9 protein-coding genes and 1 pseudogene are annotated in these 13,841 nt (G+C 71.9%); 2 read left to right on the top strand and 8 right to left on the bottom strand.

Annotation, left to right across the window (positions count from 1 at the left end):
- The 8 genes and pseudogenes from ACFV4G_RS28910 to ACFV4G_RS28875 form a co-directional block, all read right to left on the bottom strand.
- The coding region (locus tag ACFV4G_RS28910; protein WP_380445052.1) for a hypothetical protein at positions 1–239 on the bottom strand (239 nt) is incomplete at its 3' end.
- Between the two features lie 58 nt (positions 240–297).
- Positions 298–474, bottom strand: coding sequence for an acyl carrier protein (locus tag ACFV4G_RS28905; protein WP_380445054.1), 177 nt, complete (start codon positions 472–474; stop codon positions 298–300).
- 97 nt (positions 475–571) lie between these two features.
- A pseudogene (locus tag ACFV4G_RS28900) lies at positions 572–2,044 on the bottom strand (amino acid adenylation domain-containing protein); the annotation flags it as partial.
- Positions 2,041–3,288 (bottom strand): MFS transporter, encoded by a 1,248-nt coding sequence (locus tag ACFV4G_RS28895; protein WP_380445051.1) that lies wholly within the window; start codon positions 3,286–3,288, stop codon positions 2,041–2,043. The gene ACFV4G_RS28895 and the pseudogene ACFV4G_RS28900, both read right to left, overlap by 4 nt.
- Positions 3,285–4,178, bottom strand: a complete 894-nt coding sequence (locus ACFV4G_RS28890) for an alpha/beta hydrolase (RefSeq protein ID WP_380445050.1) — start codon at positions 4,176–4,178, stop codon at positions 3,285–3,287. The genes ACFV4G_RS28895 and ACFV4G_RS28890 overlap by 4 nt, the downstream gene beginning before the upstream one ends.
- Before the next feature lie 15 nt (positions 4,179–4,193).
- Positions 4,194–10,316 (bottom strand): amino acid adenylation domain-containing protein, encoded by a 6,123-nt coding sequence (locus ACFV4G_RS28885; RefSeq protein WP_380445049.1) that lies wholly within the window; start codon positions 10,314–10,316, stop codon positions 4,194–4,196.
- 186 nt (positions 10,317–10,502) lie between these two features.
- Positions 10,503–11,825, bottom strand: a complete 1,323-nt coding sequence (locus ACFV4G_RS28880) for an ATP-grasp domain-containing protein (protein WP_380445048.1) — start codon at positions 11,823–11,825, stop codon at positions 10,503–10,505.
- 297 nt (positions 11,826–12,122) lie between these two features.
- Positions 12,123–12,590, bottom strand: a complete 468-nt coding sequence (locus ACFV4G_RS28875; protein ID WP_380445047.1) for an ATP-binding protein — start codon at positions 12,588–12,590, stop codon at positions 12,123–12,125.
- A 127-nt stretch (positions 12,591–12,717) separates the two neighbouring features.
- Between ACFV4G_RS28875 and ACFV4G_RS28870 the strand changes: the two genes are divergently transcribed.
- Together ACFV4G_RS28870 and ACFV4G_RS28865 are read left to right on the top strand one after the other, a co-directional pair.
- Positions 12,718–13,587, top strand: coding sequence for a Scr1 family TA system antitoxin-like transcriptional regulator (locus tag ACFV4G_RS28870; RefSeq protein ID WP_380445053.1), 870 nt, complete (start codon positions 12,718–12,720; stop codon positions 13,585–13,587).
- Positions 13,584–13,772, top strand: a complete 189-nt coding sequence (locus ACFV4G_RS28865) for a DUF397 domain-containing protein (protein WP_380445046.1) — start codon at positions 13,584–13,586, stop codon at positions 13,770–13,772. The genes ACFV4G_RS28870 and ACFV4G_RS28865 overlap by 4 nt, the downstream gene beginning before the upstream one ends.
- The last annotated feature ends 69 nt before the right edge of the window (positions 13,773–13,841 follow it).

Raw genomic sequence — 13,841 nt, 5'->3', positions numbered from 1 at the left:
CCGCCGCGGCCGACGACACCGGCGCCGATCCCCGCGGTTGTTTGGTCGCGGCGGAGGTGGTAGGTGACGAAGACGCCCAGGGCGTCGTGCAGCGCCTCGGTGGTCGCGGCCTCGCCCATGGGTCCCACCTGGATGGGGCGCAGGCTCTCGCGGCGCAGCGCCGCCTTGGCCCCCAGGCAGGAGAAGTCCTCGCTCTCGATCCAGGCGGTCAGTTGCCGGTGGATGGATGTGGTGGTCATCGGTATCTCCTCATAACGAATGACGGATCATGGGGCCGGGGCTCAGAACGGCCGGGGCTCAGAACCGCTCCATCCGGGCCGCCACCGCACGCGCGCTGCCCGCCGCCACCAGGTCGGAGGCGCGCAGGCGCCAGCCGTGCCGCTTCATCGCCCCGCTGACGCGCAGGGCGACCAGCGAGTCGCCGCCGCAGGCGAGGAAGTCGTCGTCGGGGCCGAAGTCGGGCGTGCGGAGCAGCGTGCGGACGAGGTCCAGCAGGAGCGAGAGTTCGGAGGCCTGGGCGGTGTGCGCGACGACGTCGGGCTCCGGGCCGGCGGTCGATCTTGCCCGAGGGGGTGAGCGGCAGCCGGTCCCGGACGAGGATCAGGCCGGGCACCATGTGCCGGGGCAGGCGCGCCCGCAGGTGCTCGCGGATCCCGTCGGCCGTCGGGCCGTCCGGACCGACCGAGACGACGGTGGCGAGCGTCCGTCCACCCGTCCCCGTCCCGTCGTCGATCGCCACGGCGGCGGCGGCCGTGACGCCGGGCGTGTCAAGCAGGTGCCGGTCCACCTCGTCGAGCTCGATGCGGTGGCCGCGCACCTTGACCTGGTTGTCGAGGCGGCCGAGGAACTCGACGGCGCCGTCCGGGTGGCGCAGCACGAGGTCGCCGGTGCGGTACATGGGGGCGTCGTCGTCGGCCGCCGAGAACGGGTCGGGGCGGAAGTTCTCGGCGGTGCGCGAAGGGTCGTCGAGGTAGCCGTCGGCGAGCGGGGTGCCACCGATCCAGAGTTCGCCGGGCGCGCCGGGCTCGGCCGGGCGCCGGCCGGCGTCGAGGATGTGGAGCCGCCGGTCACCGACGGGGTCGCCGATGGGCAGGCCGGTGGTGGTCGGCAGCGGGTCGTCGGGGCGCAGGACGAGGGCGGTGCAGGTGATGACGGTCTCGGTCGGCCCGTAGCCGTTGACGAGCGTGCAGTGGCCGAGCGGTCCGGCGCGGTGGGTGTGGACGTCCTTGGTGCCGGCGCTCTCCCCGCCGATGACGACGGTACGGATGCCGGCGAAGGAGACGTCCGCGCCCTGCATCTCCGCGCACAGCAGACGCCAGTACGCCGTGGGGAGTTGCAGCATGGAAACATCCAACTCACGAGCACGGGAAGCCAGTTCGACGGACGGCAGCGCCCGGGCGGCGGAGTCCAGGAACGCCACCGTCCCGCCGACGGCGAGCGTGGGCCAGATCTCCTCCTGCGCGACGTCGAACCCGAGCCCCGCGAACTGCAGCACGGTGTCGGCGGGTTGGAGCCCGAGCAGGTCCGCGACGCCCACCGCGTGCGCGGCGAGCGCGTCCTGCCCGACGAGCACGCCCTTCGGGGTGCCGGTCGAGCCGGAGGTGTAGATGGCGTACGCCGCCCGGTCGGCGAGGCGCCCGACGTTCAGCTGCGCCGCCGTGCCCGCGTCCGCTCCGGCGAGCGCGTGCGGGCCTTCGGCGTCGACGAGGGCCCGGGCGCCGGATCTGCTCAGCAGCCGGTCCCGGTACTCGTCGGGCACCGCCGCGTCCATCGGCAGGAAGGCCGCCCCGGCGAGCCAGCTCGCGAGCATGGCGACGACGACGCCCGGGCCGGAGGGCAGCCGGATGCCGACGAGGTCGCCGGGTCCGATGCCCAGGGCCGACAGCTCGGCGCCCGTCTTCTGCGCGCGCTCCCAGAGTTCGGCGTAGGTGGTGTCAGCGCGGGTGGTACGGAGGGCGACGCAGGAACGGACAGCAGCGTCGGCGGACTCGGCCCGCGCTCGGATCCGGTCGGCGATCCACGGTGGGGAGGGAAAGGAGGTCATCGGGTACCCGGCTCGGAAGTCTGGAGGTTCGACGGGGGTGTGGCAGGCAGGGCGGGCCGCGACTCGAGGCGCCGTCGCCCCGCCATGACGACCACGAAGCCCACGCCGCCGCACAGCGCCGCGAAGGCGTACGCCGCGTGCGCGCCGAAGGAGTCGGCGAGGTGGCCGCTGGCCGAGGAGCCGACCGCCACCCCGAGCCAGAGGGCCGTGGACTGCCAGGCCATCGCCTCGGTCCGGCGGGAGGCGGGAACGCCCTCCCCGACCAGCATCATCGCGGCGATCATCGCCGGGCAGGAGCTCGCCCCGGCCACCAGCAGCACGATCCCGGCGGCGAGGAAGCTGTGCACGAGGAGCATCGGCAGGATTCCGACGGCCATGATGACGGTCGACACGCGGAGGATCTGCGCCAGTGGCGCCGGCCATTCCCGCGCGCCGTACACGACGCCGGCCACGGAGCTCCCGATCGCGTAGATCCCGAGCAGCACGCCCGCCATGAAGTTCTGTTCCTCGGCGCCGGAGAAGGCGACGGTGGCCATGTCGACCGAGCCCCACATGCCGCCGAAGCACAGGTTCACGCCCGCGACGACGGCGACCGGCCCGAGGAACAGGGCGCTGCCCGTGACACGGCTGCCGGGCCGCCGCCGGGGCTCGGTCCGGCCGCTGAGCGACAGCAGGACGCTGCCGCCGCACACGAGGACGAGGGAGCCGATGATGCCCGCGGTCGGGTTCACACCGACGGCGAGGGAGGTCGCGACGACCGGTCCGGCGATGAAGATCACCTCGTCGACCAGCGATTCGAGCGCGAACGCCGTCCCCTTGAGCGGCGAGCTCTCCAGCAGTCCGCTCCACCGCGCGCGCACCATCGAGCCGATCGCGGGCGTGGCCGCGCCCATCACGGCCGCCGTCACGAACAGCGTCCAGAGCGGCATGCCGGTGTGCAGCGCGCTCACGACGAACGCACTGCCGCTGACGCCACACACCGCGGCGCAGGACAGCAGGACCCTCCGCTGCCCCACCCGGTCGGCCAGGCGCGCCAGCTGCGGTGCGGCGACGGCGTACCCGATCGCGGCGAGGGCCGACAGGGCGCCCGCGGTGCCGTAGTCGTGCCGCGTCTCGGAGACGAAGAGCAGGATGCTGATCCCGGTCATCCCGATCGGGAACCTGGCGAGCATCCCGGGGATGAAGAACCCCCACGCGCCGGGCGTGGACAGCGCCTTCCGGTAGCGGTCGATCCCGAGCGTCACGGCGTCGGCCCGGCGGCGACGCCGGTGACGAACGCCGCGATCAGCCGGGTGAGCGCGTCCGGCTCCTCGAACTGGACGGCGTGGCCGGTGTCGAGCTCGTGCACCTCCAGGTCCGGGTGCGCTTCGAGGAAGGCGCGCACGCGGGCGTTGTCGACGAGCTTGTCGCGCCCGCCGAAGACGGCCCGCACCGGGAGCCGCCCGATCCGCGCGTAGTCCTTCTCGGAGGCGACGGCGATCTCCTCCCAGGCGTCGACCGTGCCGACGGTGACGTGCCCGAGCTTGAGCCGGTCGGCGTCGATGGCGGCGAGCCAGTGCGCGTCGTCGGTGAAGTCGCCGGGGCGCAGCGGGATCTTGATGAACGGGCGGCTCGGTTCGACGCCGAGGTCGAGCACCTCGACGACGTCGAGGGCGGCGTCGATGGAGCGGTCGAGGACGTCGTTGTACCGCTCGTTGAAGAAGAAGCCGGGGCAGACCATCAGCACGCTGGCGAGAACGGTGCGCTCGGCGAGGCGGGCCGCGACGACGGTCGCCACCTGGGCGCCGAAGCACCAGCCGGCCAGGTGGATCCTGGTCCCGGGGCGGGCCGCGCGGATGCTGTCGAGGAGGCGGGCGACGTCCTCGACAGCCAGGTCCCCGGCGGGGATGTGTCCGCGCACGGCGTTGAGCCCGGAGCCGCGCAGGTCGACGGCGAGGAAGGCGACGCCGGCGCCGAGTTCGGCGAGGCGGGTGCCGAGGGGCGCCTGCCAGCCGGAGTGGCTCATGCCGCCGTGCAGCATGACGACGAGGTCGGGGGCGGTCTCGGCGCCCCACACGCGGTAGTGGGTGAGGTAGCCGTCCGGCTGCTCGAAGGTGCGCACGCCTTCCTGGGCGCTCTGGTCGATCGTTGTCACGGATTCTTTCCTCTCTCAGGTGGACGGGTTCTGCCGCGCGCGGAGGTCGTCCGTGCGGGTGCGGATCTCGTCGGTGATGTCGTGGACCCGGCCGGTCGGGCGGGCGGCGATCTGGGCGAGGACGGCGGAGTACAGGCGGGCCAGGTCGTCCAGCGCCGCCTGCGGGAGCCGCCGTCCGTCGGCGTCGAGGGTGATCTCCAGCGCGGCGCGGGCCGGGTCGCGGCCCACGGTGGCGAGGAGCGGGGCGTCGGTGTGCTCGAACCACCGGACGTCGGTGAGGTACGCGCGATCGGCGGCCACGTCGGAATAGGCCGGGAAGTCCGTGTAGTTGAACAGCGCTGCGTAGCGGGGCTGTTCGGGCGCCGCGCACCGCCGGTGGGCCAGCGCCCGCATCTCGGACGCGAACACCTCGTCGATCAGCTCGGGCCACGTCTGCCCGTCGACGCGCACCCGGTGCGGCTGGAAGTTGAGGAACATCCCGACCAGCGCCTCGGCTCCGTCCGTCTCGGGTCGGCCGTGCGTGAACACCCCGCTGACGACGTCCTGCTCGCCGGTGACGAGCGCCAGGACCCGCAGGTGGGCCGCCAGGAGCACGTGCTTGAGCGGGTGCCCGGTGCTCCGGGCGACCTCGCGCAGCTCGGCCTCCTGCGCGGCCGGGACGACGACGGTCGCCTCCGCCCAACGCGCGTCGCGACCGTCGGACGGGTAGCCGGGCAGCGCCGTCCCTGGGTGTCCGGCGAGGACGTCCCGCCAGAACCCCTGCGACTCCTCCGAGGCTCGGGCGGAAGCCTCCGCCTCCACGTAGGCGCGGAAGGAACCGGGCTGCGGCCACTCCACCGGCGTGCCCGTGTACGCGAGCAGGAGGTCCCGGACGAGCAGCGACAGGCTCCAGCCGTCGATGATCGCGTGGTGGAAACCGAGCGAGAGGACGAAACGATCCTCCGCGAGCCGGTGGGCGGCGAACCGCAGCGGCGGCCGGTCCCAGGCGAAGCCGGAGCCGCGCTCGCGCTCGAACCAGGCGCCGGCCGAGCCGTCGTCGTACACGGTGAGGTCGGGCTCGGCCGAGGCGTGGACGAGCTGCCGCCGCGCGTCCAGGTCGAACGAGGTCCGCAGGGTCTCGTACGCCTCGATCATGCGCCGCAGCGAGGCCCGGAGCAGCGGCTCGTCCAGCGGCAGGGCGACGGTGTACGCGAAGACGTCGTGGTACGCGGACTGCGCCGGGTCGCGCCGCGTCGCTTCGAGCATCCTCAGCTGCGTGGCCGTGAGCGGGTACGCGTCGACGACGCCCTCCGGCAGCGGCCCGGCCGCGACGGCGCTTTTCGTCACCTGCACCGCCTCGGTGACGGGCGCCTGCCCCGCCAGGCGACGGACGAGGGCCCGGACCGTCCGCGCCTCCATCACGTCGCGCATCGCCGCGCCGGGGAACACCTTGCGGAGCTTGACGAGGATGCGGATCGAGGTGATCGAGTCGACCCCGGCGTCGAGGTAGTTCTCGTTCGCCCCGACCGCCTGCCGGCCGACCGCCTTCGCGATGATCCCGGCGACGGCGAGCTCCGTCTCGTCCTCGTCGCCGCCCGCCGCTTCGCCGGCCGCGTAGCGCCCGAGGGCCGCGAGGAAGTCGTCGACGAACGCCTCCGCCGTGGCGGTCTTGATCCGGGACGGGTCATGGCACACGGCGATCTCCGTGGCGTCCGCGAAGTGGTCCCGGTGGACGTGGACGAGCACCGGGAAGCTGGTGAGCTCGAAGTAGCGGGCGCTCGCGATCGTCACCGGGCCCTCCTGCGCCGCCGCCTCGCCGGCTCCCCTTACTCCACCCGCTCCACCCGCTCCACCCGCTCCACCCGCTCCACCCGCTCCACCCGCTACCCCAACTCCGCCCGCTCCCGCCGCGTACGCGTGGAAGTCGGTGTAGTTGAAGACGACGTCGAAGAGCGCTCCCCCGTGCTGCCGCTCGATGTCGGCGAGCGGGTACCGCTGGAGCGGGATCAGCTCGCGCTCGCGCGCGAAGACCGCGGCCGGCAGCGCCGGGTCGTCCGCCTCGCCCACCTCGACGGGGAACGGCAGGGTGTTGAGGAACAGGCCGACCATTTCGCTCCCGCCCGGGATCTCCGGACGGCCGTTGCCGACCAGGCCGGCGATCACCCGGGAGGCGCCGCTGAGCTCGGCGAGCGCGGCGCAGTGCGCGGCCAGGTAGAGCGACTTGAGCGGCAGTCCGAGGGCGGCGGCGCGCCGGCGCAGCCGGGCTTCGAGGTCGGCCGGGACGATCCGCTCGACCGCCGCGGTCTCGATCTCCTGGCCGGGCGACGGACGGCCTGCGACGAGCGTCGCGGAGTGGCCGCCGAGCAGGCGCCGCCAGGTGGCCCGGTCCTCGGGCCGCTGCGCGCTCTCGCGTTCCAGCGCCACGTACGTGCCGTAGCTCGGCGCCGACGCCGTCACCCGCCCGCCGGGGAGTTCGCCGCACCGCCGCCGGATCTCTTCGACGACGAGTGCGACGCTCCACCCGTCCAGGATCAGGTGGTGGAACGAGACCGCCAGGTTCACGCGGTCCGCGCCCCGCACGTGGACGCAGAAGCGGATGGGCGGCCGGGCGAGATCGAGCGGGCGGTGCTTCTCGGCCTCGATCCAGTCCTCGACGGCCTTGTCCTGTGCGCCGGAGGGCAGCTGGGAGACATCCACGAACTCTACGGCCGGCAACGCCTCCGCGAGGATGATCTGGAGCGTCTCCTCGTAGTTCTCCAGGTCGAAGTACGACCGGAGTTGGGCGTGCCGGGCGACGGTCTCACGGATGGCACGGGCCAGTTGCTGCGGGTCGGTCACGCCCGCGAGCTCGTAGTCGAAGATGTCGTGGTACACGGGCGAGTCCTCGTCCAGCAGCGAGTGGTAGATCATGCCGGACTGGAGCTTGGTGAGCGGCCACGCGTCGACCGCGTCGGCGGGCAGCAGGGCCCGGTCCTCGTCCGCCACGAGCGCGAACGCGGGCGTGACGGCCGCCTCGGCTGCGCCGCCCCGGGTGAGCGTAGCGGCGAGCTCCCCGAGCGTCGCGTGGGCGAACACGTCGCGCAGGCCCACGGGGTAGCCGGCTGCGCGCAGGCGGGAGGAGACGCGCAGGGCGAGGATCGAGTCGCCGCCGAGGGCGAAGAAGTTGCTGTCCAGACCGACCGGTTCGGCCAGGCCGAGCACCTCCTGCCAGGCGCGGGCCACGGCACGCTCGGCGTCCGTGGCGGGTGCGGGGCCGGGGCCCGCGGTCTCGGCGGCACCCGCCGTCGGCGCGGGCAGCGCCCGGCGATCGAGCTTGCCGTTCGGCGTCGTGGGCAGGGCGTCGAGCCCCACGAGGTACTGCGGCACGAGGAACTCCGGCAGCAGCTTGCGCAGCCGGGCCCGCAGGTCGTCGGCGTCGAAGGCCTGGCTGACGACGTACGCGGCGAGCGCCTGCGCGGGCCCCGACGAGTCCACGACGACGGCCGCGTCCTGGACACCGGGCAGGTCCCGCAGCACGGCGGCGATCTCGTCGGGCTCCACGCGCAGCCCGCGCAGCTTGACCTGGCTGTCGATGCGGCCCAGGTACTGGATCTGCCCGTCCGGCAGGAAGCGCGCCAGGTCACCGGTCCGGTAGAGGCGCGCGCCGGGCGCGGTGCCGTACGGGTCGGCGACGAACATGCGGGCGGTGAGCTCGTCGCGCCCGTGGTACCCGGTGGCGACGGCCACGCCACCGATGCACAACTCGCCGGGCACGCCCACCGGTTGGAGCCGCAGGTCCTGGTCCAGGACGTACAGCCGCACGTTGGCGATCGGCGTGCCGATGGGGACGATCTCGCCCGGGTAGTCGGTCGTACAGGGCCAGTGCGAGACGTCGATCGCGGCCTCGGTGGGCCCGTACAGGTTGTGCAGCTCGCAGCCCGGGAGCGCGGCGTCGAACACCTCGATGGTCTTGCGCGGCAGCGCCTCCCCGCTGCAGACGACGCGCTTGAGCGAGCCGCAGTGGGCGGCGAGGCCGTCCGCCTCCAGGAACACGTTGAGCATGGAGGGCACGAAGTGCACGGTCGTGACGGCGGCGGAGCGGATGAGCTCCTTCAGGTGGTCCGGGTCCCGGTGCCCGCCGGGCTTGGCCACGACGATGGCGGCGCCGGTCATCAGCGGCCAGAAGAACTCCCACACCGACACGTCGAAGCTGTACGGGGTCTTCTGCAGGACGCGATCCTCGCCCGCGAGGGGGAAGGCGGACTGCATCCAGTGCAGCCGGTTCGCGAGCGCGTCGTGCCGGTTGACGACGCCCTTGGGCTGCCCGGTGGAGCCGGAGGTGTAGATCATGTAGACGGGGTCGGCGGGGCTCGACTCCCGTACGGGGTCGACGTCGTCCTCGTGCCACGACTCCGGACCCGACAGGACGAGGACGTCCGCCGTCACCTCACCGAGCGCCTCGCGGTGCCGCTCCTGGGTGAGGATCAGCGGCAGGTCCGCGTCCTGCACCATGAAGGCGATCCGGGCGGCCGGGTACTCGGGGTCGATCGGGACGTACGCGCAGCCCGCCTTCACGATCGCGAGCAGCGCGACGACCATCTCCACGGACCGTTCCATGAAGACGCCGACGAACGGCCCCTTCCCGCTCGCCGCGAGCTCCCCGCGGATCCGGTGCGCCACCCGGTTCGCCCGCCGGTTGAGCTCGTCGTACGTGAGGTGCTCGCCGTCGAACGCCACGGCGAGCGCGTCCGGGGTCCGCCGGACCTGCTCCTCGATGACGTCGACGACCGTCCCGGCCGGGTATTCGGCCCACGTGGCGTTCCAGTCGTCGAGGATCAGCCGCCGGTCCGCCTCGCGCGTCATCGACGCCGCGCCCACCGGGGCGTCGACGCCGGCGGCGGCCAGCGAGGCCAGGAGCTGCGCGTAGTTCCGCAGGATCCGTCCGGCGGTCTCGCGCGTGAAGAGGTCGGTGTTGAACTCCAGCTCGAACGCGTACGCGTCGTCGGCCGCCTCGACGTACAGCATCAGGTCGAACTTGGCGGCCGTGCGGCGGACCGGGCGGTACTCGGCGACCGGGCCGGGCCCGAGGTCGAGCGCGGGCCGGCCGCCGAGCAGCGTGAGCATCGTCTGGAACACCGGGTTGTGGTCGCGCGGCCGCTCGACCCCGAGCGCCTCGACCACCTTCGGGTACGGGGTGTCACCGTCGTCCAGCAGCCGCTCGGCTGCCTCCTGCGCGCTGCCCAGCACCGTGCGGAAGCTGTCGTCCGGGTCCACGGGGACGAAGAGCGGCAGCGTGTTGACGTAGCAGCCGACCTCGTCCAGGTCCTCGGCGCCCGGCCGGTTGAGCACCGTGGTGCCGACGGCGAACCCGTCCTGGCGCGTGTACCGGTTCAGCAGCACGGCGTACGCGGCGAGGAACACCGGGAACGCGGTACTGCGGCACTCGCGCGCGCACTCCTTCAGCAGCGGCTCGACGTCCGCGCGCGGGACGGTCACCGTCAGGCTGTCGCCGCGGAAGGTCTGCACGGCGGGTCGCGGGCGGTCGAGCGGCATGCCCAGCAACTCCGGGCAGTGGGCGAGGGATCGGCGCCAGCGCTCGACCTTCTCGGCCTGGTCGGCGGTGGCATCGGCCGTGCGGCTCGCCGCCACGAACTCACGGAACGCGGCGCCAGCGGCGGGCCGTTCCGGGATCCGGCCGTTCGCCGTGAGCGCGCGGTAGTTCTCCCCGATCTCGTCCAGGAGGAGATGGATGCTCCAGTCGTCGATGACGATGTGGTGAGCCGTCAGGGAGAGGAGCCAGAGGTCCCTCGGCAGCGCCACGAGGAGGGTGCGCAGCAGCGGGGCCGCAGCGAGGTCGAACGGCTGCCGGTGGTACTCGGCGAGGAGCTCGTCCGCCTGAACGCGGGCCTCGGCCGGGGCGGTTGTGCGGAGGTCGGCGAAGGTCGTGCGGTCCGGAGCGGAGTCGTACACCCTGGCCCGTGGGCCGTCCGGGGTTTCGAGGAACGTGGTGCGGAGGGCGTCGTGCCGGAGGACCGTCGCGTGGACGGCCCCGCGTAACGCCTCCGGATCGAGCGGGCCGCGTATGTCGAAGGCCACCGATTCGTTGTAGGCCGGTTCGTCGAAACCGGCGAGCTCGTGGAAGAGCCAGAGGCTTTCCTGGGTGTGGGAGAGCATGCGCATGCCAGATTGAGGGATCGCGGCCATACCGCACTCCAAAGTCGGGGCAGGGCTTCAGCCCGTGGGCGTGAATTTGCTGTTGTGCACAATCACGGCGTGCCGCAGCGGAGTTGCCGCCACCGGCCGGAACCGGGGCAGGCCACTCCCACGCCGCACCAGGTCGACGTTCGGACGGGTCCCGCCGCCGCCCTACGAGGCGTCGGCGGACCCGTGGAACGGGTCGAACACCTCGTCGTAGGGGCGGAGGATCGCGTCCAGCGTTTCGGGCGCCGCCGCTGCGTCCGGGCCTTCGGCGACGGGCTCGGTGGTGATCACCACGTGGGCGGCCGCCTTGCGGGCCAGGGCCACGGCCGTGTCGACGTCCTCGGCGTGGACGACGACGAGCCCGCAGCGGTCGTCCGACCAGCGGAGCTCCGACACCACCCCACCCGGCCGGACGCTCACGACCACGTCCACGACGCCTTCGACGGCCTTCGCCGCGTCGACACCGGTCACGGACGTGACGACACCGGGGTCGGCGGTCAGGAAGCGGACCGCCGCCGCACCGCGCGCCGGGTGGAGGCCGTCGAGCGGAGAGCCTCGGCCGGCCAGCCGAAAAGCGGCTTCCTCCATGTCGATTCCGTACACCAATTTCACGAGATCGTTGATGCGGTCGCCACCGCGCCGGGTGTGCGATTCGATGATGCGCGGTCCGTCGGCGGTCACGATCACCTCTGTGTGCGAGGGACCGTCCTGAAGGCCGACCGCGTCGAGCAGGCGAATCGTCACATCACTGATCTCCGAGAGTTCGATGTCGGAAATGGGCGCGGGAATGACGTGCCCGACTTCGACGGTCCCGCCGTCGGTGTCTTTTGCCGTGACCGCGACGACGGTGTGCCGCCCGGCCTCGGAAAAGGCCTCGACACTCAGTTCCGGGCCGACCAGGAGCTGCTCGACCTGGAATTCACCGAGCCCGAACTCCTGGCACCAGGCCCACACGTCGTCGACCTCGTCGAGCGATGCGATCCGCCGCACCCCGAGACTGCCGGACCCCATCGTCGGCTTGACGATCGCGGCACCGTGCGCCGCGACGAACGCGCGCAGCTGCGCATGGGTGGGGTTCAGCTCGAAGGGCACCGGGCCGATGCCGCGCTCGTTGAGGAGCGCACGCATGGCCGACTTGTCGTGCAGCAGCCGGGCGGTGCGTTCCGTGGTGCCGGCGATCCCGAGCAGCGAGGTCAGGTGGCCCGCGACGAGCTGGGCCGCCTCGGTCTGGGTGACGATCCGGTCGATCGGGCCGAGCTCGTGCAGGGCCCGCGTCATGGCGACGGCGGAGGGCACGTGCTGATAGTCCACCAGAACGAGCTGACGACAGAACGGAATAACCGCCTGGTCGAATTGCGAAGGCTTCTGAAGGTAAACGACGTCGACATCGGCCGACGTGGCCTTCGGAACAATTCGAATGCTGTCCCCGATGATGAGGACACGAGGCTTTGCCACGAGCTTTCCCCCGGTCTGACCGCGCTCACTCATGCCGCTCGCGACACTAGCACAGGGGCAACGGGGGCTGGTAGGGACGGACTTGGCGATTGACGTTTCTTTACTCGTCACCGTACTTACCGGCTGGTACTTCTTCGTTTTCGCTGGTCAATGGTCCGGCTCGGGGAACCGGACCGAATTGATCACCGAGAGGGAGTAAGGGTCGCGGTCGGATTCCGCTGGGGCGAATGGTGCGGGCGGTGATGGGCGAGAGGGGAGAGCCAGATGAGGAGAGCGAGGACGAGGGCGATCGGGAGGACCGTGCAGGCGGTCGCGGTGGCGGCGGTGGCGTCAGACCGCATCGGGGCCGCCGGCCGGGAGGTCGAGTTCGACCCAGACGGTCTTGCCGTTGGGGTGGCGGGGGATCGCGCCCCAGCGGTCGGCGAGCGCGTCGACGAGCGTGAGGCCGCGCCCGGACTGGGAGCTGGGCGTGAGTCTGACCGGGAGGACGGGGAGGAGGCGGTCCCCTCGGCAGTCGGACACCTCGATGCGGAGGGTGGTGCCCCGGCGCACGGTGGTGGTGAGGCAGAGGTGGAGCTCGAACCCGCGCCCCGGCACACGGCCGTGCGTGATCGCGTTGGCCGCGAGCTCGCCGACGACGAGGAGGGCGGCGTAGTACGCCTCGGTGGCCGTCAAGTTGAGGCGCCAGGCGGCGAGTTGACGGCGGGCGATCCGGCGTCCGATCGCCGCGCCCTTGGGGGTGGCGGTGAGGACGGAGGTGTGGGAGCGGGGATTGTCGAGGGGGGTTTCGGACTTCATGAGTGAAAGCGTGACGGCAGAGACGTACGCTGACCATGGCCGGAGCAGGCACGGAGAGTGCTTGTATGGCAGCGGATTGTGGCCTGTCACCTCTGGCGGGCGTGATCGGATCATAGGGGTGGTCACCATGGCTGGAGTCCGGGACGAGGACTCGACGACGACGATGCCGGAGGAGGAGGGCGAGGTCTCCGACTTCTTCCGCGCCATCGGGAAGCAGATCAAGCTGCTGCGCGAGCGGGCCGGCTTGACCCAGAAGGAACTCGGCGAGAAGGTCGGCTACGGCGAGCACCTGATCGGCGCCGTGGAGCGCGGAAAGCGCACCCCGCAGCCGGAGTTGCTGGTCGCCCTCGACAAACTCCTCAACGCCGGTGGTCTGTTGGCCGTCGCGGCGGAGGACGTGGTCAAGGCACGGGCGAAGGCACGGATGCGGCACCCGCACTGGTTCCGGGGCTACGCGGCCTTGGAGGTGGACTCGGTCGAGAATCACAACTACGCCACGCTCGGAATCCCGGGCTTGCTCCAGACCGAGGCCCATGCACGCGCGATCTTCGCCATGAGGCAGCCGCTTCTGTCCGAGGAGGTGATCGAGATGCGGGTGGCTGCACGAATGGAGCGCCAGGCTGTCCTCACCCGATGGCCACGGGGGATGTTCAGCTGGGTGATCGACGAGGGCGTGCTGCGCAGGCCCCTGGGCGGCTGGGATGTACACACGGCCCAGCTACATCGCATCCTTGAGGTCGGACGGACCCGAGGCATGGTGATTCAGGTGCTGCCGCTGGACAGGACAGAACACGCGGGCATGGGTGGCCCGTTCATCCTGATCACCCCCAAAGGGCGTCCGCAGCACGCCTACATCGAGGTGCAGACGAGCAGTAGGCTGATCACCGATCCGGATGAAGTCCGGATCATGAACGCACGATACGGAACTCTCAGGGCGCAAGCTCTCGGTCCTGAGGCGTCCATGGCCTTGATCGAGAAGATCCTGGGAGAACGATGAGCATCGAGCTGACCTGGTTCAAGAGCAGCCACAGCAGCAACGAGGGCGGCGAGTGCGTCGAGGTCGCCGAGACCCCCGGCGTCATCCACGTGCGCGACTCCAAGGACAAGAGCGGCCCGCAGCTGGCCTTCGATCCGGCCGCGTGGAAGGCGTTCGTCGACTTCGCCGCGACCGCCGAGGCCTGAGAGAGAGCACTCCGACACGGTACGTGAGAACTGGGATGAGCCGACATACCACTCCGAGTCAATCCCGTC

Origin of the sequence: Kitasatospora sp. NPDC059747, from assembly GCF_042732955.1 — a bacterium.
Taxonomy (GTDB): Bacteria; Actinomycetota; Actinomycetes; order Streptomycetales; family Streptomycetaceae; genus Kitasatospora.
This window is presented reverse-complemented; position numbering and strand designations above follow the sequence as displayed.

What these genes read in the sequence shown, in the direction of transcription:
- ACFV4G_RS28870 (WP_380445053.1), top strand. Translation starts at nt 12,718, where the DNA reads ATGGCTGGAGTCCGGGACGAGGACTCGACGACGACGATGCCGGAGGAG.
- ACFV4G_RS28865 (WP_380445046.1), top strand. Translation starts at nt 13,584, where the DNA reads ATGAGCATCGAGCTGACCTGGTTCAAGAGCAGCCACAGCAGCAACGAG.
- ACFV4G_RS28885 (WP_380445049.1), bottom strand. Translation starts at nt 10,316, where the DNA reads ATGCGCATGCTCTCCCACACCCAGGAAAGCCTCTGGCTCTTCCACGAG.
- ACFV4G_RS28875 (WP_380445047.1), bottom strand. Translation starts at nt 12,590, where the DNA reads ATGAAGTCCGAAACCCCCCTCGACAATCCCCGCTCCCACACCTCCGTC.
- ACFV4G_RS28880 (WP_380445048.1), bottom strand. Translation starts at nt 11,825, where the DNA reads ATGAGTGAGCGCGGTCAGACCGGGGGAAAGCTCGTGGCAAAGCCTCGT.